This window comes from Prauserella isguenensis (assembly GCF_014191605.1).
GTDB classification, from domain to species: Bacteria; Actinomycetota; Actinomycetes; order Mycobacteriales; family Pseudonocardiaceae; genus Prauserella; species Prauserella isguenensis.
In genome coordinates this window covers 123,443-144,407 of the sequence record NZ_JACHWU010000006.1, presented here as the reverse complement: position 1 = coordinate 144,407, position 20,965 = coordinate 123,443, and the positions used below count along the sequence as shown (strand labels likewise).

Here is a 20,965-nt window from a genome sequence, read left to right as displayed (position 1 = left end):
CGATCTCGTAGACCAGGGTGTCCGGGCCGAAGTTGCAGCGTTCCGCCGGGTACGTACATCATCTCCCCGGCTCGTACGGGCAGCCGGCACATGACCGCATCGAAGTCCTGCTCGAGCAGCGCGGCGCGCAGCTGGTCGACATCGACCCCCTCGCGGACCCCGCACAACGCCGTGGCGCCGGGCGCGGCGTCGAGCACGTGCCAGGCCTCGGTCTTGCCGTGCGGAGCGGCTTCCAGACGTCGAGCGGTGGTGTCGTCGGCGTGGCAGGTGCACCGGCAGCGGCCCGGCGGCGTCGATGAACTTCCGGTCGTGGGATGGGGGCGTTGTGGTCGTCGGGCTGTTCATCGGGCGTCACCCACCCGCGGTTGCCCGTGGGTGTCGCGCATCGTGACGCCGCGTTCGCGCAGGCGTTGGCGGACGGTGCCGTCGGCGACGTTCATGCGGTCGCCGATGCGGGCTAGCGACCATCCTTGGTTGTAGAGCTGGATGGCTTGGTCGATCTGTTCGGTGGACAGGCCGCGGCGGCGCATCGGAACCTTGTGGCGGTGCAGGATCGCGGACACGGTTCGGCGCTCGATGCCGAATTGATTGCCGAGTTCGTAGACGGTTGCGCCTGAGCGGTAGCCCTCGATGAGTTCCTGTACGTGCTCGGCGTCGAGCTGCTTGGCGCGGCTCGGAGGTTGCCGCTTCGGCGTTGGTTGGAGAGGAGCTTCGAGATCAGGCAGCTGCTGCCGCAGCGTTTCCAGTGCGCTGACCTGCTCGTTTGTGTTCGAGTAAGCTCCCTCAACCTCCACTCGAGCGAAGGCGCATCCTGCACGGCGGGGTGCGCCTTCGCTGTGTTTGATCCTCGCTGTGTTCGATCCTTGTCGTGTCTCCAGGGTGCGCAGTCCTCAGGCACAGTCCCCCGGCCCCATGCGCTGACGGTGGACTGGACGTCCGGAACGCTCGTTAGTATCCGACCATGGGTGCGAGCACAGGGGAGGGGGCAGACCTTCCCGAGACGGTGATGGTCGAGTTGCGCCGCACTGCAACCGAGCTGTTGGGGAACGTGACGTCGCATGCCGACGACATGCTCGCCTACATCGTCGAACGAGTCCCTGAGGCCAGCGCCGACGAGGAGCTCCGTGGCTTGACCCTGGGGTCGTGCTCCTCGAATCTCGAAGCGGCGCTCTCGATGGTGCGGCACGGCATCGACGTGAGCGCCGCGGCAGCACCGGTCACAGCGCTTGAGCACGCCCGCGCCATGGCGGCCCGCGGCTACAGCGTCGACGTCATGCTGCGCTTCTACCGGATGGGCCACGCCTACTTCACCGAGCGCATTCTGGCCGGGATCACCGAGTTCGTGTCGGGTGCGGGCCTTGCGGTCGAGGTCCTGGACAGTTTGCAGCGCTACGCCTTCGCGTACATCGACCGCATCTCCGGCGAGGTGGCCACCGAATACGTCGCCGAGCTCGACCGTATCCAGACTCGAGCGCGGGCCGCCCGGACGGATGCGGTGCGCGCGTTGATCGCGGGCGAACGGGTCGACCTGCGTCGCGCCGAGCGCACCTTGTCCCACCGGCTCACCGGATGGCAGACGGGCTTCGTCTGCTTCACCGACCGCGATGATGTCGACCTCGCGCGTGTGGGTGCGGCGGTCGGTGCGCACCTCGGCTCGTCTCATCCGCTGCTCGTCCCGGACGGTGCCCGGGCACTCTGGGGATGGGCCTCCACGCCCGGCGCCCCTGGCGTCACGGTGAGCGACCTGAGGTCGCTGGCCGGGCAGGTCCCGGAACCGGTCCGGGTCACAGTAGGCATGCCCGCACAGGGTGCCGCGGGCTTCCGGGACTCCCATGTCCAGGCGCAGCGCGGCCGGCGGATCGTCGAGCTGGGTGGGCGCTCGGCATCGGTCACGTCGTACGCCGAGATCGCGCTCGTGGACACGATGAGCGGCGATCTGGACCTGGCACGGTCGTTCGTCGCCGCCGAGCTCGGTGGCCTGGCGGTCGTGGGCCAGCGGGCGGACGAGGAGCGACGGGCGCTGCTCGCCGTCCTCGATGCGCAGGGCGGGCTGGCTGCGGCAGCCGAGGCGCTCGGGGTGCATCGCAACACCGTGCTGCAGCGGATGCGGCGGGCCGAGGAACGACGCGGCCGTCCGGCGAACGAGCGTGTCGCCGAACTGCACGCGGCCTTGTACCTGGCTCAGGTCCTCGGTCGGACGGTGCTCGCGCCGGTGCCGGACCAGTCCTGATCGCGATGTGCTGCCCGCACATGGGCATGGGCTCGGCACCCCTCGCGGGGTTCGGGTCCTGGTTCGTACCTTGCCGGCTATGTCAGCAACCACGGAGCAACCCGCCGCTTCTCGTCGCGCGCTCCCTGATCCGGGCGAGAAGGTTCCGACGATCTCGTGGCCCATCGTGGCCATCTTCTGCGGAGCGCTTGCACTCTTCGCCTTCTCCAGCTGGGCCGCGTTGGCCGGCGCGCTCGCGGAGCCGCTGACGATCCTGCTCAGCGCGACGGCGATCTTCGTGCTGTTCACTGTGTTGCACGACGCAGCGCACTACTCGATCAGCACGCACCGCTGGGTCAACGTGGCCTTCGGCCGGGTCGCGATGCTCTTCGTGTCGTCGCTGATCTCGTTCAAGTCCTTCGCCTTCATCCACATCGAGCACCACCGCAACACCAACGACGACGACAACGATCCGGACCACTTCGTCAGCGGCGCGCCGTGGTGGCAGGTCCCCATCCGGTTCCCGCTGATGGACGTTCCGTACCTGACCTTCCTGGTGCGCAACGCGAAGCGCCGTCCCCGGGCAGAGGTGGTGGAGACGTCGCTGTTGATGGTCTCGAGTGTCGCCGTGATCGTCGCGTGCGCGCTGACCGGTCACCTGTGGACCTTGGCTGTGCTCTACCTGATCCCCGAGCGGGTCGCCATGTTCGTCCTGGCGTGGTGGTTCGATTGGCTGCCCCACCACGACCTCGACGACACTCAGCAGGAGAACCGCTACCGCGCCACCCGCAACCGGGTCGGCTCCGAGTGGATCCTCACGCCGCTGCTGCTCTCGCAGAACTACCATCTCGTGCACCACCTGCACCCCTCGATCCCGTTCTACCGCTACGTCGCGGCCTGGCGGCACAACGAGGAGGCCTACCTCGAGCGTGACGCCGCGATCGGCACGGTGTTCGGCCGGCAGCTGGACGCGGACGAGTACCGCGAGTGGAAGCGGCTGAACGGCAAGCTGGGCCGGCTGCTTCCGGTGCGGGTGCCGCAGCGGTCTTCGGCGCCGGCAGCGGAGTTCCACCCGGTACCGGTCGCCGGCGTCGATCGGCTGACCGCCGACAGCGTGCTGATCCGTTTCGACGTACCGGACCAGCTGCGCGACGAGTTCTCGTTCGAACCCGGGCAGCACGTCACGGTCCGGACCGATCTCGGCGGCGAAGGGGTGCGCCGCAACTACTCCATCTGCTCCGCAGCAACCTCCGACATGCTGGAGATCGCCGTGAAGCACCTCCCCGGCGGCGCCTTCTCCACGTTCGCGCTGGAGCGGCTCCGGGCGGGGGACACGCTCGAGCTGATGACCCCGACCGGCTCGTTCGGTACGCCGCTCGATCCGCTTGCGAGGAAGACCTACGTGGCGATCGCCGCCGGGAGCGGAATCACCCCGATCCTGTCGATCCTGCGGACGACACTCGCCGTCGAGACCGAGAGCCGCTTCACCCTGATCTACGGCAACCGGGACGCCGAGAGCACGATGTTCCGCGCCGAGCTGGAGGACCTTGAGGCGCGCTACGCCGACCGGCTCCGGATCCTCCACGTGCGCTCCGGTGAGCCGAGCCACCCGGCACACCTCCGCGGCCGCATCGACCGCCGGAAGCTCGAAGGGTGGCTCGGTTCCGACCTGCCGACGAGCACCGTGGACGAGTGGTTCCTGTGCGGTCCTGTCGAGCTGGTGACCGACCTGCGCGACCTGCTCCTCGAACGAGGGGCGGAGCCGGACCACGTGCACGTCGAGCTCTTCCACGGCTACCGGAAGCCCACGGACTCGGAGGGCTTCGACGGCGCCGAGGTGTCCGTGACCCTGCGCGGTCGTCAGCACGAGGTGTCGCTCCAAGCCGGAGACACCGTCCTCGAGTCCGCTCTGAAGGCCGGGCTGGACGCGCCGTACGCCTGCCTCGGCGGTGCCTGCGGTACCTGCAAGGCGAAGGTGCTGTCGGGGTCGGTGCAGATGGAACAGAACTTCGCCCTGTCCTCGGCTGACGTCGAGGCCGGCCGCGCGCTCACCTGCCAGTCCCGTCCGACGACCCCGTCGGTCGCGGTCGACTACGACCACTGATGCCTCCTGCGCACCCCGGGGCGGTCGCGATCGTCACCGGTGCATCGGGCGGAGGGCGGGTCGGACGGTTCGGCGAGGGTCACGCGCTCATGGACCGTCCTCGGCGAGGTAGACCTTGTTGGCGAAGACGTCGAGCGCTGCGACACAGTCCTGCAAGGCCGTCTCGGCCTCGGCCCTGCGGTCCGCGCCGAGCGAGTCCCGGAGCCGGACCTTCTCGAACCAACGCCGGAGCTTGGTGAGGTCCTCGTCGTTCTCCTCCAGCTCCGCGTAGGTGAACTTCTCGGCCGTCGTCTCCTTCTCGATCTCGGCCTGGAATCCGCGACAACGGTCGATGATCTCCTCGTACTCCTCATCCCGCGCGGCGTTGTAGGTCGCGACGACATCAGGATTGCCGGCCAGCACGTCGCAGCGCATGAGCTGTGCCGAGCCACCCAGCTCCTCGATGTGTTTACGCAACGAACGCAGCGATCGTTCGTGGGTCGGTGACTCCGGCAGCACTGCCACCGAGTTCTGCAGGTAGACGGCGCCGGTACTCTTCAGCTTCCGCCACACGCTCGCGCGCAACCGCGTGGGTTCGCGGGGCACGCGGTAGACGAGCAGTAGCCACCCGTGGCCGGTCTCGTGGTCGGAGAAGTCCATGGTCACACCCTCCAGCGTGCCAGTACGGTCCCGAACGACGGGATGTCCGTCGGCGCGGGAAGCGGTCCCGACCCTTCTTTACAACGGGTCGGCAGCGTGGCCCCGCCACCGGGCGCGGCGGGACCGCCCGACTGCGCACGCCGCCGCGGCGACCAGGACGGGCAGTACGCACAGGACGGCCAGCACTTCTTGGTAGGAATCCGACCACGTTCTGCCCAGCGCGAGTACGAGGGGGCCGAGTGCGGACGCGCCGATGACGACCGAATGCACCGCACCGCGCAGAGTTCCGAGGTGTCCGAGCCCGAAGCAGTCGCCGAAGGCGACTCCCTTCAGTGTGCGCACCCCACCGGTGCAGGCGCCGAGCGCCACGCCGTAAGCGACGGCCGTCCAGCCCGGTCGTACCCATCCGGCGGTGAGTGTGGTGAGCGCGAGCACCGTCATGATGGCGATGACGAGTGCACGGTCGCCGATGTGATCGGCCGCCCAGCCCACGAGGAGACTGGCGAGCAGTCCGGCGACCAGTTGCGGGACGAAGTTCGCGGCCGCTTCGGTCGTACTCAGGCCACGTTCCCCCAGCAGGGAAACCTGATGAAACATCAGTGCCGTGGTGATCAGGCTGCACACGCCTCCACCGCTGACGACGACCCAGAACACGGGCGTCCGGCTCGCGTCCCGCAACGTCCAATCGGTGGAGTGTCCGCGTTCCCGGTCCGCCGTCCCGGAGCCGATGTCGTGTCCCGAGCCGGGTTCGGCCGGGCTGACGTCCGTTGCGGACTCCCCGTCGGAGCGCGCGCGTCGCGGAAGGACGAACAGGGCCACCGGCACGGTGATCGCGAGAACGACCAACCCCTCCAACTGCCAGACGGTGCGCCAGCCGAGGTCGTCGATCAGTCGCTCGAGGGCCAACGGCGCGAGCGAGATCGCAGAGGTGCCGATCGCCGAGACGATCCCTGTAGCCAGGCCTTTGTATCGTTGCATGTACATGGTCACCACGGTGGTGGCCACGAGGCTCAGCGCTCCCTGCCCGCCGACGCGGATGCCGACGAAGGCCGCGGTCAGGCCGACGAACTCGGTGATGGTCCCGGCCGCAAGCAGGACCACACCGAAGCAGAGACCGACGGTCACCATGGCGCGGCGTGCGCCGAAGCGATCCAGCAGCTTGCCCAGCAGCGGAACCACCAGAGCACCGGCCAGTGAGCCGATCGAGTAGGCCACGGCCACTGACGACCGGGACACGTGCAGCGATGTGCTCAGCGGGTCGACGAACAGTGAGATGGCCGCGGTCTGCCCCGGAGCGGTCATGGCCAGCGCCACCGAGGCCGAGACGATCACTCGGCCCCGGTAGCCGGCCGAACCTCGGAGTCCCTTCCTCGCCCGCGCTGAAGTGGACGGATTGACGCCGATCGACACGAGAACTCCGGTGCGTGGTGGTGGCAGGTCAGGGCTTGAAGAACGAGGAGTCGTGGGTTTCGCCGAGTGCGGCGCGTCCGATCGTGGCGAGGACGTGATCGTCGTTGTCGTGGCGTGCGTAGAAGGTGAGGTCGCGCAGGATCCGTTCCACCGGGCTGGGACGCACGAGGCTGCGCGCCCCGCAGGCGCGCACGCAGTGGTCGACCGTTTCCAGCGCGAGATGTTCCACCAGGTGGCGGGCGCTGTTCCCGGCGCGCTGCGCTCCGGCGCGGTGGCCGCTGTCCCAGAGCCGTGCGACGTGGGCGAGCCACAGGTGCGAGGTTTCGATGTTGACCTTCATGGAACCGGCGCGTTGCTGGACGTAGGGATCTGCGGTCTTGTTCTGGCGGGCGAGGTAATCGAGCGCGTAGTCGAAGGCGCCTTCTGCCGCGCCGAGGAAGCTGGCCGCGTAGTGCGGGGTGAAGGCGCTCTGCCAGCCCTGGTGCAGGTAGGCGCCGGGGGTTCCGATGAGGTTCTCCTCGGGCAGGAACGTCTCGTCGAACTCCACCACGTGACTCGCCGTCGCACGCATGCCGATCGGGTCCCACCACGATTCGTCAACGGTGACGGTGGGATCGGAGAGGTCGCATGCCAGCAGAAGCAGCCCCTCGGGCGGAGCATCCGCGTGTCTGGCACCACCCGGCCCCGCGGTGTTGACCAGTAGGAGGGCCCAGTCCGCGCCGGTCGAGCTCGTCGCGAACGCCTTCGTCCCGTCCAGCACCCATCCGCCCTCGACGGCGGTGATGCTCGTGCCGAACCGGGTACCTTCACCGGGCTTTCGCGCTTGCGGCTCGCCGCTCCACGCCACCCACTTCTGGCCCCGGTGGACGATGCCGTCGAACCAGCGCTCCTGTTGCTGTTCGGACGCCAGCGCGTGGAGGAGCACGAGCGAGTTGGTATGCCCCTCCCAGCATCGGCCCAGTGAGAGGTCGGCCTTGGCCAGTTCCTTGGTCATCAGCCACAACGTGAGCGTGTCACCGTTCAACGGTCCGAGCCCCAGCCCGCCGTGTTCACGTGGGACGGTGGCAGCGTTCAAGCCTGCGGCGGCCAGGTCGTCGAAGTCCTTGTCGGGAAAGGTGCCGGCCCGGTCGTGCTCGTCCGCGCGCTTGGCGCACTCCCTGGCGACGTCGCCGACCTGTTCGAGCAGTTCGTGGCTGTGCGGGCCGAGGCTCTGCAGCCACGTCGATTCCGAGATCGCGAGGTTCACGCGTGATCCTTCCTTCGGGCTTTCGGGTGGTCACTTTCGGGCGGTCAGTGGTGCCGGGGTCGGCCGGTCACGCCGCGCGACACGTGCGGCGTGCAGCAGCGCGCGGGTCTGTTCGGTGGGGAGGTGTTGGCCGGTCATGAAGGTGAACTGGCAACCGGCGTCGGCGAGCAGCACGTCCCATCCGTCGATGACGGCGAGTCCGCGATCGCGGGCGGCGGTGACGATCGCCGTTTCCTCGGAGGTGTAGACCATGTCGACGACGGCGGCGTCGTCGGGAAGGTCGAGCCGGAACGGCACGTGGTCGGTCACCGGTGTGGCATGCACGATCACCGAGTACCCGTCCGCGCGGAACACGTCGAGGGGTGTGAAGTCGAAGCCGAGCGCGTCGGCGACGGCCCGGCCGCGATGGGGATCGCGGTTGACGAGCACCGTGTCGGCACCGCTCGCGGCCAGCGCGAGTGCGGCGGCACGCCCGGCACCGCCACAACCGATCACGGCGGCCTTGCGACCGGATACGGGTATGCCGAAACTCTCCAACGCCTTGCTGATCGCGGGACTGTTGGACGTATCGGCACGCCAGGTGCTTCCTCTGCGGACGAGCGAGTTCGCCGCTCCCGACGTGCGCGCTGCGTGGCTGGTCGTTCGCGCCGTCGTGAGTGCCGCCTCCTTGTGCGGCGAAACCACGGTGGCGGCCTGCAGGGGAAGACCGATCTCCGGGAGACCCGATTCGGCGACTTCGCTCCAGAAGGAGGCGAAATCGTCGACCTGGAACGGGAGATACAGCGCCGGGATGTCGAGCGCGCGATAGCCGGTGTTGTGCACGCGTGGCGACACCGATTTCAGGACCGAACGACCGATGATGCCGTAAACGGCGCGTAGGGGAGGAAGGCACGGGAAGCCGTAGTCCGCCACGAGTCGGTCGACGGTGGGCACGTCGGCCCCATCGTCGCACAAGCTGCCGAAGACGACGGGCGCACCGAGCCGGGGAGCCAGCATGCGACTCCAGAAGCCGGCGGATCCGGTCCCGAACGCCGTGACATCCGATCGCCCGATGTCGTGGAGAAAACGCAGCGGCGCCAACGCCTGTTCGGCGCGTGACACCTCGGTCGTGAGTAGATAGAGGCCGGCGCCGACGTTCGCCATACGATCGAAGCGCTCGTGCAGCACGGCGTGTCCGGCGGTGGTTCCGTGCCAGGAGATGCGGCGCTGTGGAGCCGGAATGCGATTCAGCAAGGCCGGGACCAGGTCGTGGTCGGCTTCCAGGTCGACCACGTCGTAGTGCTCGGCAGCGGCGAGCAGCCGGGCTTGCCGCTGCTCGGCAGAGCCGTCGAATTTGCCGCCCTGGTCCCGGCTGCGAAGGGAGTACACCAATCGACCGCCGAAACGCTCCCGCAGCCGTGCCGCGGCCGGATCGCCGACGAGGTCGGCTCGGACTTCGACCAGATCGGCCTGGTGTCGTAGTGCGTCCAACTCGACGGCATCGTGAGACAGCGGCTCGGTGACAACTGCGTTGACCGCAGCACTGGTCCACGGCGGTTCTGAACTATCGGTGCGAAGCAACGTCGCCTCCCGGTTGTGTGAACAGCGGAATCGGTCGGGCGTGCAGGTATGGTGCGGAGTCGACGGCATTTCCGCGGTGACGCGGTCGCCACCGTGTGGGACTGAGCTTCCGGCCACATCGACTCGTGCGAGGAGATGCCGGTTTCAGGTTCTCGTTCGCCGGCGCTTCACGGTGTTGATGACGGTGTCGAGGACGACGAACCCGATCAGAGTCACGCCGAGGACGGGCATGGCCCAGGCCAGGATCGCGCAGGCGATCACCACTGTGAGCAGTTGCGCCTTCGAGAGACTGCGCCAGACCGGCGCAGGGGTGGGCGGCCACAACGCATGGCGGGGACGCCGGTTCCACCACATCCGGTAGGCGAGCGCGATCAGCACCAGGGTGCCGAGCGCCAGCAGTGAGACGACGACCTGATTGACGATGCCGAACAGTGTGCCGTCGTGCGCTTGGACGCCGAGAACGTTGAGCTTCGCGAGAAACGGGTAGTCGTCGAAGGTCACACGTTCGATCACCTGGCCGGTGTGAGGATCGACGGCGATGCTGTCCTTCCGGATCGGCCACCCCGTGGCGGTCTCGGCGACTTCCCACACCGCTCCCGGTTCGGCGGGCGCGGTGATGGTCAGCTCTCCGCGCATGCCTTCGGCCTCGGCGGTCTCGACCACGCGGTCGACGCCGATCTGCTCCTCGCCCGGCGATAGGGGGACTTTCTCGGCTTCGAGCTGTGGTTCGGAGGAGCCGACGCTCTCGAGCAGCTGGTCCACGCGGTCGCCCACGTAGTTGGATTGCGAGAAACCTGTGACGGCGAGTGCGACGATCCCGAGGCTGAGTAACAGCCCCAGCGAGCCGTGCAGGCCCCGCAGCCGGGCGTATGTGGACGACGATCGGCGCGACCGGGTGAACAGACCGCTCGTTCCATCGGAGCGTCGCTGTGCGACCCACAGTGCGAGCCCGCAGGCCACGATCACCGGGAGCCAGGTGGTCGCGAATTCGGAGTACAACCTTCCGGGAGGGCCGAGGTGGAGGTTGCCGTGGGAGTGTCGTAGCCACGCCTGTGCCGGCGGGCGATCCTTGACAGTGATGAGCTCGCCTTGCACGCGGTTGGTGTTCGGGTTCACGTAGACGGTGAGGTCTTCGTCAGCGAACTCGTCGACGTCCGGTAGGCCGGGCATCGACATGACGACCCTGGTGGTGCGGTCCTCGTCAGGGGGTGGGATGACCGCCTTGACCGTCCCCTCCGGATGAGCTGCCAGGGCCGCGGCGACCTGGTCCGACACGGGCCGGGGTGCTCCGGTGTCGGTGTCGACGAACAGTTCTTGCTGGTGCACTGTGTCGACGATCTGCGGGGTGAACGCGTTGGCGAGTCCGGTGAGGCACATGACGGCCAGGAAGGGCGCAACCGCGAAACCGGCCAGGAAATGTATCCGCCGCGCAAGGAGCCCCAGTCCTGAACGCGGCCTCGCGGTGTTCGGGTCGTCGTGGGAAACGGTGCCCGAGGCGATCGGTGGTTCCTCGCGCGTCGCCGGCGAACCGTCCGTGGTGCGCTTTTGCATGGGACTCCCAATAAGTGACCAGGGCGGAACGACTCACAATGTGCCGGCGGTTTCCGGAACTGCGACACCAATTGTGAGCCCACATCGTCGTTGCTCGTCTTCTACCGAGAAGATGTTGATCCACTGCTGCGGCGGTATCAATGTTCTGGTGACCGAAGGTTTTTCGGTTGTGACGGCCGGAAGGGTTTGCTCAACGGACGGGATTCGCGCAGTGGTTTCCGAGTCCGTGCGCTCGTCGGAACGGCAGATAGCGAAGAATTGTAACCACGGTTAGTTTTCACGCGTGCCGTTTCCTATTTTTGCTGCTCGCGCGCGAGAGCGGTGAGGCGGTCGTCGTCGGGATGATGCGGCGGTTCCTCGTGCTCGAGCGAATTCGGCGCAAGCGGACGTGGAAATGGTCATCGACGACGTTTTTGGACATACCGGCTCGAAGATCCCGAGCTGAAGGCCGTCCGGCGCCGTCCCCGGCGCGTCATCCCGGGACCGAACCGGAGCTTCCGGGGCAGGTCCGTCCGGTACCGCCTCGCTCGCCCTGCGGCAACACAGTCGGGTGACGGAGGTCGTCGTTCTCCGGTTCGGCGAGCCACCCCGGTTGAGTGCATTCGGCCTAGGCGACGTTGCGGCACCCGGCGGTGGCGCCTCGTGCGAAGGCCCCAATCAGCCGGTCACGCACTGTCCGAAAGCGCTTCCGGCGTGTAACGATCCTCGCCGGAAATCTCGGGATCGTCCCACTCGTCCGGCAGGTCCTGAGTGAAGGATTTCAGGGAGGTTGACCGACATGCTGAAATTTTGTGGCCGACGGAGATCCCGAAGGCCGCTCGCACTCGGCTTGGCTGCTGCCGTCACCGGCCTGGCACTGACCGTGCCGCAGGCCGCCGCAGAGCCGGTGGATGGCGGCATGCGCCAGTCCGGTGACGACGTGCAGCACAGCAACAACGTCCACCCGGTGGCCAACGTGCCGCGGCAGGGGCCGCTGGAGGAGTCCACGCACAGCGACCTGGCCTTCTATCAGAACTACGCCATCCAGGGCGCCTACGACGGTTTCACCGTCTACGACATCTCCAAGCCGCACAAGCCGAGGACGGTCACCCAGGTGCACTGCCCGGGCGGGCAGGGGGACGTGTCGGTGAGCCCGGACGGCAGTCTGCTGTTCATGTCGGTGGACTACGCGCGCACCGACGACACCTGCCAGAGCGAACAGGGTTCCTACGAGGATCCGAACTCCTGGGAAGGCATGCGGGTCTTCGACATCAGGGACAAGGCGAACCCGCGCTACCTTAAGGGCATCAAGACCAGCTGCGGTTCGCACACCCACACCATGGTTCCGGACAACAACAGCGAGGACGTGTTCCTCTACGTCTCGTCGTACAACCCGGACCCGGCGTTCCCGAACTGTCAGCCGCCGCACGACTCGATCTCGATCATCAACGTCCCTGCTGACCGTCCGGCCGACGCGAAGGTCGTCGCCGAGCCGGTGCTGTTCCCGGACGGCGGTGCGGCGGGCACCGCGGGATGCCACGACATCACGGTCTTTCCCGAGCACGACCTCGCGGGCGGGGCCTGTATGGGTGACGGCGCGCTGATGGACATCTCCGACCGCGCCGCGCCGAAGGTGATCACCACTGTGGACGACCCGAACTTCGCGTTCTACCACTCGGCGACGTTCACCAATGACGGCGAGAACGTCCTGTTCACCGATGAGCTCGGTGGTGGCGGGGCGCCGACGTGCAACGAAGCGGTCGGCCCGAAACACGGCGCGAACGCGATCTACCGCATCACCGGCAGCGGGGACGACCGCGAACTCGAGTTCCAGAGCTACTACAAGATTCCGCGTCACCAGGAGGACACCGAGAACTGCGTGGCACACAACGGGAATCTGATTCCCGTTCCGGGTCGCAACGTCTACGTGCAGTCCTGGTACCAGGGCGGTGTGTCGATCTTCGACTTCACCGACACCACCGCGCCGAAGGAGATCGGTTACTTCGACCGCGGCCCGGTCGACGAGAACAACCTGACCCTCGGCGGTTCCTGGTCGGCGTACTACTACAACGGTTACGTCTACTCCAGCGACATCACGCGCGGTCTGGACGTCATGAAGGTGACCGGCCCGGGCATGGGTCATGCCAACCAGGTCGACCTGGACGTCCTCAACCCCCAGACCCAGTACTCGTACCCCGAGTGATCCGTTCTGCCGCTGGGCCCGTTCTGCCGCCGGGCCCAGCGGCAGACCGTTCGGAAGGGAGCAGGCGATGTCCCTGCGGAAACTCTCGCTACTGATGGTGTTGGTGGCAGGTTTGCTCGGGGCGGGAACCGCGAGTGCGGCCACCTCGGGGTACAACGACGTCGACGCCGAGTTCACCCGCATGATGATCCCGCACCACCATCAGGCGATCGTCATGTCCGAACTGGCCCCGGACCGCGCGGCGGACGCCGAGCTCACCGCGCTGGCCGACCGCATCCGCATCGAGCAAGGTCTGGAGATCCGGATGATGCAGGGCTGGCAGGGCCGCAACGGCCTGCCGGTCACCGCGCCGGAGACCGCCTACCAGGACGTGCTCGACAATCCCGACATGGTCGAGCGGATGGGCATGGCCACCAGGGAGGAGATGGACCGGCTCGCGACCCTCTCGGGGTCCGAGTTCGATCGCATGTTCCTGGACCTGATGATCCCGCACCACGACGGTGCGGTCGAGATGTTGCGGGACGTGATCCTCGACGGCAGCGATCAGGAGTTGAACCAGATGGCCCAGGACATGATGTCCACCCAGAAGGCCCAGCTGGCGATCATGCGCGACATGCGCGAGTCCTTGTGATGTGAGCGCGCCGGCCCGGGCCGTCATCGGCGGCCCGGGCACCCGCGTGGGCGGGCTCGACGGCCTCCGTCGGGGTCGTCCGGCATCGAGCGCGGGCCTACCCGGAAGATTCCACAGTGGACCGACGCGTTCGGACTCGGCCGACCGAGATTCGCTCGGCGGGACGAGGGGTGTCGTCGGCGATCGGTCCGCCGCGGGGCGTCAGGTCTCGGTCGCCGAGTCGGGCAGGTCGATGCCCAGGTGGGACGGGAGTTCGTCCAGCCAGGCGAGGGTGGCACGTTCGTAGCCGATGCCGAGTTCGAGTGTGGCGCGCCTTCCGCCCGCGCGCGGCGAGTCGTCCGCGGCGAGCTGCTTGCGGAGACTCTCGTACCGCTCGAGCTTCTCGGCGTGCCGGCGCCGCTGATCCTCGATCAGCTCGGCGAACCGTCCCGGTGGGATGTCCGCCGCGAAAGCCACCGTCAACAGGAACGGCACGCGCACGTTCTCGTCCCGGGGAGTGCTCGCGACCCATTCCAGGTACGCGTCCCGCCCGGCATCGGTGATGCGATAGCGCCGTCGTCCCCGCACCTGTTCCTGCGTCGACTCGCACAGGCCCTCACGTTCCAGTGCCGCGAGCTCCCGGTAAGCCTGGCTGCGCTGGATCGTCCAGAAGTTGCCGACGCGGCTCCCGGCCTCCTCCACGAGTTCCCAGCCCGTCATCGGCCTGTCCGCGAGGAGACCGAGCAGGGCCCCCGCCGTCGCACTCACCGTCACGCTCACTCCCTCGCCTGCGAACCGCCGTCATCGTGGCACGGTGTCACCCGGTCGGTCCGGACCGCGGTACGCGGGTGGGCATCGGCTCACTCCGCGGGTGCGGTGTCCGTAGGGAGTCGCCGCCGGAACAGGTGCAGCGCGGTGCTGCCTGCGATCGGCACGAGGACCGCGGTGGCGACGACGGCGACTGGCCCGAGCCCGGAACGCATCGCCGGGAGAATCAGGAACCCGGTGACCAGTGCGATCAGGTTGAAGCCGATGTGGGACAGCACGGCCCGGCTGCGGCCGAGGCGCGCGGACCGTTCGGCCAGTACCGCTCGGACGATCATGACGACCCCGAGCACGGCGAGGGCGGCGAAGATGACGGTGGCCGCCGGCGCCCGCTCCGCCCAACGGAGTGCGATCGCGATGGGGAGTGCCGCCGCCATGATCACGATGCTCGCGGTGTGCGCGCGCAGCAGCGGCGGAAAGCGGAGTGCGGCGATGCCGAGACCGAGTGCGGCGACGGCAGCGGTCGCGTGGATGAGGATGACCACGGTGTGCCACATAACGACCTCCACGGAGGAGTTCCCCTCACTGTGACACCGATCACTGTGACATGTCAATGTGTCATGTCAGTCGTCGATCGGACGGGGCCGTTCTCTGGGTGTCGATCGGCGCCGCTCCGCGGGTCTGACCGGGTTCGACGCCCCGGTGTGGGTACCGTGCCGCCATGTCGGAACCCGCTCACTCCGCACCGGACCACGACGCCGCCGCGAACACCGAGGACGAACAGGCCGCCGCCGAGGACACGAGCGATGTCGGCACCGATCCGGAGGAGGACCCGGAGGCGCAGCAGCGTCTCGGGGAGGACGAACATCCCGGCGGGCGGGTCGCCGTCATCGGGGTCGTCGCGGATCCAGACCTGCCTGTCGACGCCGGTTCCCTCATCGCCGACGAACTCACCCAGTGGCTCGGCGACCGCACCGGCGAGGACTGGCAGGTGCAGGTCGTCTCCGACCCCATCGCCGCGGGCGCGGCCGAGACGAGCGAACTCTTCGACGTCCTCGAGCGGTACCGGGACCACGAGCGGTGGCGCTACGTCATCTGCGTGACGGATCTTCCGCTGCTCCTGCGGTCACGGCCGTTGCTGGCGGAATGCAGCCGTGAACGCGGGCTGGCCGTCGTGTCGATGCCGGCCCTCGGTTTTCGGCACCGCAAGCCATTGCGGCAGATCTCGGAGGTCCTCGTTCGCGAGCTGTTCCAGGAGGAGCGTGACACCGCCCGGGTCACCGAGTCGTCGCCCGCGGTGGCCAGGGCCGACATCGACGACGACGGCAGCGAGGTTCGCTATCCGCTCAGCCGGTTCCTCGGCTGGCCCCGCGTTCTGTGGGGCATGGTGCTGTCCAACCGTCCGTGGCGGGTGGTCTTCGGCCTGTCGAGCGCCCTGGCGGCGGCGCTCGCGACGAGCGCCTTCGGACTGTCGTCCACCACGATCTGGCAGATCGGGTACCTGCTCCCGCCCGGCAGTCGCGTCTTCGGCGCGTTCCTGTCGATCGCCGTCCTCACGGGCTGGCTGATTCTCGGGCACGGCCTGTGGGAGCGCACGAAGAACCGTGAGGGCAGCTTCCGCAAGCTCGTCCCGCTGTACAACACGACGACCGTGCTGACGGTGCTGACCGGCACCGTGATGCTGTATGCGGTGCTGTTCGCCGTCAACTTCGGACTGGCCGAGTTCCTCGTGCCGCCCGAGCTGTTGACCAGCACGCTCGGCGCCCCACCCGATGTCACGGTCTATCTGACACTGGCGTGGGGATTCACGAGCATGGGCATGCTGGCGGGCGCCGTCGGTTCCGGGCTGGAGTCGGACGAGGTCGTGCGCCAGGTCGCGTACGGCTACCGCGAGCGGGCCCGGCGCCGAGGCCGGGACGAGGTGCGCGAACAGGAGCAGCAGCGGGCCTGAGCGCGTCGCCGGTATCCGGCCGCGCCGCACGATCCTGCCTTGTCGCCGACCGGCGGCGAAGCCGTGCGGGCGGTAGCTTGCGGGGCATGCACGAGATGACGCGTGACGAATGGTGGCTGTTCGCGAGCGAGGGCACACGCACGGGCAAGGTCGGCGTCGTCCGGGACGACGGCTCGCCGCACGTCACGCCGGTGTGGTTCGTGCTCCACGACAGCGGGGCCGGTGACGAGATCGTGTTCAACACCGGCGCGGACACGGTCAAGGGCCGGGCGTTGCGCCGCGATCCGCGGTTGTCGATGACGGTCGACGACCAGGCCCCGCCGTTCTCGTACGTGCACTTCACCGCCGAGGCGACGCTGTCAGACGACCTCGACGCGATGCTGCCGTGGGCGACCACGATCGGCGGTCGCTACATGGGGGCGGAGAACGCCGAATCCTTCGGCAAACGCAACGCGGTCGCCGGTGAACTGCTCGTCCGCGCGCGCATCACGAAGGTCGTCGCCCACGCCGACCTGGCCGACTGAACGCGAACACGGGTCGGAGGAGTTCGGCGTTCGGGCGCGTTCGGTCGCACGGCGCGTACCGATGACGCACGTGGCACCGCGCCGTCCGGGCTGTTTCACGCCTGGTCGCGTGCCGGGCTCGACGGTCTGGAACGCGTGCGAGTCCTCGATGCGGAGCGCACGGGGCTTCCCCGAGGGGTGCGTCGGCGCTGTCGCTGGCCGAGTTACGACTCAGGTTCTCTTCATCTGCGGCTTGACAGAACCTTCAGTCGTCGATACAAATTCAGGTGAAGGCAGTGGATGACCCGGAGTCGGTCGAGAGGCGGTCTCGGAGGGGTTCACGATGCTGAGGTCGACGTGCAACGACGGCGTGATCCGCCGCGATGTGCGGTGGGAGAACGTCGGACCGTCAGGTCGCGTTTCGGGTGCGGCCGTGGTCGCGAGCCCGTCCGTCCTCTCGTGCTCGGGCCGGCGGCCCCCGCCGCCGGTCGGCGGTCCGACGTAGGCGCGAGGGGTCGCCTCCGGCTGGGTCGAGGCGCCCCGAAGCGGCTCGCCGGGAACATCTTTCTTGAGTCCATCGTTGTCAAGGTTGAAGTCGCCCGTTGAGGGTGGCTGGGGTGAGTAACGACGAGCGTGTGACAACCGGAGAAGGAGGTAGTTGGTGGCCATGTTGATGCGGACGGACCCGTTCCGTGAGCTGGACAGGATCTCGCAGCAGTTCTTCGGTCAGAACGGGACCTCGACGCGGCCCGCGGCGATGCCGATGGACGCGTTCCGTTCCGGGGACGACTACGTCGTCAAGTTCGACCTGCCCGGCGTTTCGGCCGATTCGATCGACCTGGACGTCGAGCGCAACGTCCTCACCGTCAAGGCCGAGCGCAGCGCGGACTACGGCGATGGCGACGAGGTGCAGGTCGCCGAGCGTCCGCGGGGGACGTTCTCGCGGCAGCTGTTCCTCGGGGACACGCTCGACGCCGACAAGGTGCAGGCCAGTTACGACGCCGGCGTGCTGACGCTGCGGATCCCGGTGGCCGAGCAGGCCAAGCCACGCAAGATCGCCATCACCGGCGGCGACGAGCGCAAGGAGATCAACGCCTGAGCGCAGCCGATGCGCTCTCTTCCTTGCGGTCCCGGGCGACGGCTCTGCCCGTCGCCCGGGACCGGACGCCACGTGTCCGACCCTGACCGGCACGACGTCACGGGCACGGAGGACGCACGCCATGCGCCGCCACGACACGACGGGTTCCGGGGCAAGGGGGTGAGGTGATGGGCGGCGATCGCCGCGACGATCCCTGCGCCGTGCTGGGCGTTCCCGCTTGCGCCGATCTGCGCGAGACCACCGCCGCGTACCGGCGTCGCGTCCGGCAACTGCATCCCGACACCGCGAGCGGGGACGACACTGCGGATGCCGACGGTGCCACCGGTAGGCCAAGTGCCGCGGGTGGGGATGCCGACCAGCTGGCCGCCGTCGTGGCGGCCTACGAGCTGCTGCGAGCCCGTCGCCGACGTGCCGCGTCCGACCCGCGTCGTTCCCGGTGTGGCGAGGACGAGCGCGCCCGCCCGAGCGCTGGTGACGCCGAGAGCGGAACGCCCATCCCGGTGCGCGTCCACAATGGTCCACGGTCACGTACCCCGGACCTGCGAGCCGGCCCGGTCCGCCGCCACCCGGACTGACTGCCGGGAGCAGTGGAGCACACCGGAGCCTACGTGTGAGCAACGGCCTTCGCATCAGAACGCCGTTCGTCGGTGTGCCGTGGCGGTGGTCAGGGATGTATTCCCACCAGTGACGGGTCGGTCGCCGATGATGGTCGGCTGCGGCTCGACGTGTCCGGTCGTCATACTGGGGGCATGGATGAGCTGACGCATGGCGGGTCTGGACGTGTCAGTTCGGTCGTCTTCGATGTGGGGGAGACCTTGCTCGATGACACGAGGGAATGGGGACGGTGGGCGGACTGGCTCGGCGTACCCCGGCACACGTTCTCCGCGGTGCTCGGGGCGGTGACCGCGAACGGTCGGAACAACGCGGAGACCTTCAACTACTTCCGTTCCGACTTTGACCTCGTCGCCGAACGTCAACGGCGGGAACAGTCCGGTTTTGGGGAAGAGATCGCTGACGAGGACCTGTACCCCGACGTGCGGTCCGCTCTGGCGGCGCTACGACGTGCCGGGCTGTGGGTGGGGATCGCGGGTAACCAGACAGCCAAGGCCGCAGCACTGCTTGACCAACTCGGCTTGCCTGTAGACGCGATCGCCACGTCCGGCGAGTGGGGTGTTGCCAAACCTGACGGCGAGTTCTTTCGGCGCGTGATCGCCCGAGCCTCCGGCACCGCGAGCGAGATCGTGTACGTGGGAGACCACCCAGAGAACGATCTCTACCCTGCTAAGGCTGCCGGCATGCGTGCTGCGCTGATCCGACGCGGGCCGTGGGGACACCTGTGGGCCGACGACCCGCGCGTAGCCGAGAGCGCCGACTGGATCATCGACTCGCTCGACGAGCTGCCGCGCGTTCTCGCAGCAGAGTAGGAAGTGACCTTGCTGCGGTGGTGAGCGTCAACGAGCCGACAGCGCAGCGGTGAGGGCTTTCGCCTGGGTGTGTACTCGGACGTGTTCCGGAGCCAGTCGTCGGGCGACTGCCAGCGCGTCCCGGGCCTCCAGAGGCCGCCCCGCCTGGTGTTGTGCTCGTGCCAGGTCGATGTAGTAGTGAGAACGTCGCTCCGCCGGAACGGTCTCCGGCGGACTCCACCCCGCAGCGACCGACAATGCCGCGCCGAGATCGCTGAGGTCGAGAGCTAGCGTCAGCCGGTGAATCCGCACGGACCCCGGCCCGAACGCCGTACCGGCGTAGAGCCCTTCGGGAACGTGTCGGGCCACATCGCTGGCTTCGATCAGATGATCGTCCGCCTGACGTGGACTCCCGGCCCTGGCCGCCGCGACAGCGGCCCGCATGTGAAGCGCTCCGTAGACGGCGTGACCGGCGGGCGCGGAACCCGAACCGAGGTCATTCGCCGCGGTAGTCAGCATCCGGCGCGCGTGATCGAACTGCGTTGTCGCGAAGAACGTCTCCGCGCGTACGTAAGACGCCATGCCGATGGTGAGGCCGTGGCCTGATGCGCTGGCTGCCCACCGCATCAGCGTGATGATGCGTGCGGAAAGATCGACGAAGCCGAACTTGTCCGCTATCGCATCCGCGGCGCGATATGTCTGCGCGAGCATGACCATCAACTCGCAGCGGGCCGACCCCGTGGCGGAGAAGGTGGCCGTCGTCAGCTCGCGTATCAACGTCGGCACGTAGTGGGCGAGTAGAGCGTATTCCGAATTCAGGCGCCAGCGGACGACACTGCGTACTGCCTCCCGCAACTGTTCAAGCGGCCGAACCGGAGCGTCGTCGGGCATGTCGTAGCGTTCGAGAACACGCCGAAGGTCGCTGATGAAGGCATCGATCGGCGCGTCATCGTGGACACGCGGTGCTGCGCGCTGGTGCTGGTCTTCAGGTGCGTTGCTGTCGCCGACTCGATATGAGTTGCCGCGCGGGGTGGGGTGGAAGCCCAGCTCGGCATCGGTGTCGGCGTCGAGTACGTGTCGTAGTCCGGATCGGTAGTGGGCGCTGGGCCAACGCACGGCGCCACGCTCGTAGCGGGCGATGGTGTGGCCGTCCAACTGGCTGCGGCGTCCGGTGGACTGCCACAGGTAGTCGTTGACGGCCTCGGCGAGTTCGGTGCGGGTCATCGGTTCGCCCGGAGCGCGCCGCGACGGCATGCGTTCGCGGCACGTCCGCAACTGCACGTTCGCACCAGGCACGAGTACTCCCTGTATCCGGACCGACGCTTAGAGCATAACGCGATCTCGCAGGGCAGCGCTCCAGATTGCCCCGGCATGCCCCGCGATGCCCTGCTGACTGCACTCCCCGCGGGCGAAGCGTTCGACAACGCTCATCGGCGATGTCTGAACAAGTAATGCCACGGAACCGCATGCCGCTTCTCGACGGCAGCGTCACCCTGTCACGCGCCGACTGGTGGGCCGTGATGACGGCGCTCGCGGGTGACAAGTCGCAGCGCGACAGGGCTCTCGACGTGCTGCAGCGCTGGGCGCCGCCGCCATGGCTGGACGCGCTGGATGAGTACGAGATGCGCGAACGAGTATCGAGGGAGGCGCGGTGAAAGCTCTGGTGTTGGCGGGCATCGCTGCGTCGATGGTCGTCGCCGTGTCCGCGCTGGCCTGCGGCCTTGTGCTCGTCG

The 20,965-nt window shown here is 68.0% G+C and carries 19 protein-coding genes; 10 read left to right on the top strand and 9 right to left on the bottom strand.

The genetic code is table 11. From position 1 onward, the window contains the following. Positions 1-341 precede the first annotated feature (341 nt). Positions 342-794, bottom strand: coding sequence for a helix-turn-helix domain containing protein (locus FHS23_RS20170; protein ID WP_183658413.1), 453 nt, complete (start codon positions 792-794; stop codon positions 342-344). A gap of 167 nt (positions 795-961) precedes the next feature. Here FHS23_RS20170 and FHS23_RS20165 point away from each other — a divergent pair, with 167 nt between their 5' ends. Continuing rightward, positions 962-2,230: an RsbRD N-terminal domain-containing protein gene (locus FHS23_RS20165; protein ID WP_221219867.1), complete on the top strand. Its 1,269-nt coding sequence runs from the start codon at positions 962-964 to the stop codon at positions 2,228-2,230. A gap of 79 nt (positions 2,231-2,309) precedes the next feature. Next, a complete protein-coding gene (locus FHS23_RS20160; protein WP_183658409.1) occupies positions 2,310-4,313 on the top strand; it encodes a fatty acid desaturase in 2,004 nt (667 codons plus the stop codon). Between the two features lie 87 nt (positions 4,314-4,400). On the opposite strand, the gene FHS23_RS20155 is transcribed toward FHS23_RS20160, so the two are convergent. The 5 genes from FHS23_RS20155 to FHS23_RS20135 form a co-directional block, all read right to left on the bottom strand. Continuing rightward, complete coding sequence (locus FHS23_RS20155; protein ID WP_183658526.1) at positions 4,401-4,952, bottom strand: Chromate resistance protein ChrB; 552 nt, start codon at positions 4,950-4,952, stop codon at positions 4,401-4,403. Between the two features lie 78 nt (positions 4,953-5,030). Continuing rightward, entirely contained in the window at positions 5,031-6,284 is a 1,254-nt protein-coding gene (locus FHS23_RS20150; protein WP_221219865.1) for an MFS transporter, read from the bottom strand. Between the two features lie 106 nt (positions 6,285-6,390). Beyond that, positions 6,391-7,608 carry an acyl-CoA dehydrogenase family protein gene (locus tag FHS23_RS20145; protein WP_221219864.1) on the bottom strand — a complete coding sequence of 406 codons (1,218 nt, stop codon included), beginning with the start codon at positions 7,606-7,608 and terminating at the stop codon, positions 6,391-6,393. Between the two features lie 30 nt (positions 7,609-7,638). Continuing rightward, on the bottom strand, positions 7,639-9,237 hold the full coding sequence (locus tag FHS23_RS20140; RefSeq protein ID WP_484573309.1) for a type I 3-dehydroquinate dehydratase: 1,599 nt from the start codon (positions 9,235-9,237) through the stop codon (positions 7,639-7,641). Positions 9,238-9,312: 75 nt separating this feature from the next. After that, entirely contained in the window at positions 9,313-10,719 is a 1,407-nt protein-coding gene (locus FHS23_RS20135; RefSeq protein WP_183658403.1) for a PepSY-associated TM helix domain-containing protein, read from the bottom strand. 778 nt (positions 10,720-11,497) lie between these two features. Here FHS23_RS20135 and FHS23_RS20130 point away from each other — a divergent pair. Both FHS23_RS20130 and FHS23_RS20125 read left to right on the top strand, forming a co-directional pair. Next, complete coding sequence (locus tag FHS23_RS20130) at positions 11,498-12,901, top strand: LVIVD repeat-containing protein (RefSeq protein ID WP_183658517.1); 1,404 nt, start codon at positions 11,498-11,500, stop codon at positions 12,899-12,901. A gap of 67 nt (positions 12,902-12,968) precedes the next feature. Beyond that, the gene (locus FHS23_RS20125) at positions 12,969-13,532 is read left to right on the top strand and encodes a DUF305 domain-containing protein (RefSeq protein ID WP_183658400.1); all 564 of its coding nucleotides are present in this window, start codon (positions 12,969-12,971) and stop codon (positions 13,530-13,532) included. A 201-nt stretch (positions 13,533-13,733) separates the two neighbouring features. Here FHS23_RS20125 and FHS23_RS20120 read toward each other — a convergent pair whose 3' ends face one another. After that, positions 13,734-14,285 (bottom strand): helix-turn-helix transcriptional regulator, encoded by a 552-nt coding sequence (locus FHS23_RS20120; RefSeq protein WP_221219862.1) that lies wholly within the window; start codon positions 14,283-14,285, stop codon positions 13,734-13,736. An 86-nt stretch (positions 14,286-14,371) separates the two neighbouring features. Further along, the gene (locus FHS23_RS20115; protein WP_183658397.1) at positions 14,372-14,833 is read right to left on the bottom strand and encodes a hypothetical protein; all 462 of its coding nucleotides are present in this window, start codon (positions 14,831-14,833) and stop codon (positions 14,372-14,374) included. Between the two features lie 164 nt (positions 14,834-14,997). Between FHS23_RS20115 and FHS23_RS20110 the strand changes: the two genes are divergently transcribed. The 5 genes from FHS23_RS20110 (at position 14,998) to FHS23_RS20090 (ending at position 19,253) form a co-directional block, all read left to right on the top strand. Continuing rightward, positions 14,998-16,227: a hypothetical protein gene (locus tag FHS23_RS20110; protein ID WP_246382495.1), complete on the top strand. Its 1,230-nt coding sequence runs from the start codon at positions 14,998-15,000 to the stop codon at positions 16,225-16,227. A gap of 86 nt (positions 16,228-16,313) precedes the next feature. Further along, positions 16,314-16,751: a PPOX class F420-dependent oxidoreductase gene (locus FHS23_RS20105; RefSeq protein WP_183658395.1), complete on the top strand. Its 438-nt coding sequence runs from the start codon at positions 16,314-16,316 to the stop codon at positions 16,749-16,751. Positions 16,752-17,397: 646 nt separating this feature from the next. After that, positions 17,398-17,829 carry an Hsp20/alpha crystallin family protein gene (locus tag FHS23_RS20100; protein ID WP_183658507.1) on the top strand — a complete coding sequence of 144 codons (432 nt, stop codon included), beginning with the start codon at positions 17,398-17,400 and terminating at the stop codon, positions 17,827-17,829. A 167-nt stretch (positions 17,830-17,996) separates the two neighbouring features. Then, positions 17,997-18,404: a J domain-containing protein gene (locus FHS23_RS20095; RefSeq protein ID WP_183658392.1), complete on the top strand. Its 408-nt coding sequence runs from the start codon at positions 17,997-17,999 to the stop codon at positions 18,402-18,404. 174 nt (positions 18,405-18,578) lie between these two features. Next, positions 18,579-19,253: an HAD family hydrolase gene (locus FHS23_RS20090; RefSeq protein WP_183658389.1), complete on the top strand. Its 675-nt coding sequence runs from the start codon at positions 18,579-18,581 to the stop codon at positions 19,251-19,253. A 27-nt stretch (positions 19,254-19,280) separates the two neighbouring features. Here the strand turns inward: FHS23_RS20090 and FHS23_RS20085 are convergent, their stop codons facing one another. Then, a complete protein-coding gene (locus FHS23_RS20085; protein WP_183658387.1) occupies positions 19,281-20,528 on the bottom strand; it encodes a hypothetical protein in 1,248 nt (415 codons plus the stop codon). Positions 20,529-20,668: 140 nt separating this feature from the next. Here FHS23_RS20085 and FHS23_RS20080 point away from each other — a divergent pair, with 140 nt between their 5' ends. Beyond that, positions 20,669-20,887: a hypothetical protein gene (locus FHS23_RS20080; protein ID WP_183658374.1), complete on the top strand. Its 219-nt coding sequence runs from the start codon at positions 20,669-20,671 to the stop codon at positions 20,885-20,887. Positions 20,888-20,965: the final 78 nt, after the last annotated feature.

Coding starts and splice junctions, on each gene's coding strand:
- FHS23_RS20155 (WP_183658526.1), bottom strand. CDS start 4,952: ATGGACTTCTCCGACCACGAGACCGGCCACGGGTGGCTACTGCTCGTC.
- FHS23_RS20125 (WP_183658400.1), top strand. CDS start 12,969: ATGTCCCTGCGGAAACTCTCGCTACTGATGGTGTTGGTGGCAGGTTTG.
- FHS23_RS20140 (WP_484573309.1), bottom strand. CDS start 9,237: ATGCCGTCGACTCCGCACCATACCTGCACGCCCGACCGATTCCGCTGT.
- FHS23_RS20165 (WP_221219867.1), top strand. CDS start 962: ATGGGTGCGAGCACAGGGGAGGGGGCAGACCTTCCCGAGACGGTGATG.
- FHS23_RS20110 (WP_246382495.1), top strand. CDS start 14,998: ATGTCGGAACCCGCTCACTCCGCACCGGACCACGACGCCGCCGCGAAC.
- FHS23_RS20095 (WP_183658392.1), top strand. CDS start 17,997: ATGGGCGGCGATCGCCGCGACGATCCCTGCGCCGTGCTGGGCGTTCCC.
- FHS23_RS20135 (WP_183658403.1), bottom strand. CDS start 10,719: ATGCAAAAGCGCACCACGGACGGTTCGCCGGCGACGCGCGAGGAACCA.
- FHS23_RS20130 (WP_183658517.1), top strand. CDS start 11,498: ATGCTGAAATTTTGTGGCCGACGGAGATCCCGAAGGCCGCTCGCACTC.
- FHS23_RS20080 (WP_183658374.1), top strand. CDS start 20,669: ATGTCTGAACAAGTAATGCCACGGAACCGCATGCCGCTTCTCGACGGC.
- FHS23_RS20115 (WP_183658397.1), bottom strand. CDS start 14,833: ATGTGGCACACCGTGGTCATCCTCATCCACGCGACCGCTGCCGTCGCC.
- FHS23_RS20090 (WP_183658389.1), top strand. CDS start 18,579: ATGGATGAGCTGACGCATGGCGGGTCTGGACGTGTCAGTTCGGTCGTC.
- FHS23_RS20160 (WP_183658409.1), top strand. CDS start 2,310: ATGTCAGCAACCACGGAGCAACCCGCCGCTTCTCGTCGCGCGCTCCCT.
- FHS23_RS20105 (WP_183658395.1), top strand. CDS start 16,314: ATGCACGAGATGACGCGTGACGAATGGTGGCTGTTCGCGAGCGAGGGC.
- FHS23_RS20100 (WP_183658507.1), top strand. CDS start 17,398: ATGTTGATGCGGACGGACCCGTTCCGTGAGCTGGACAGGATCTCGCAG.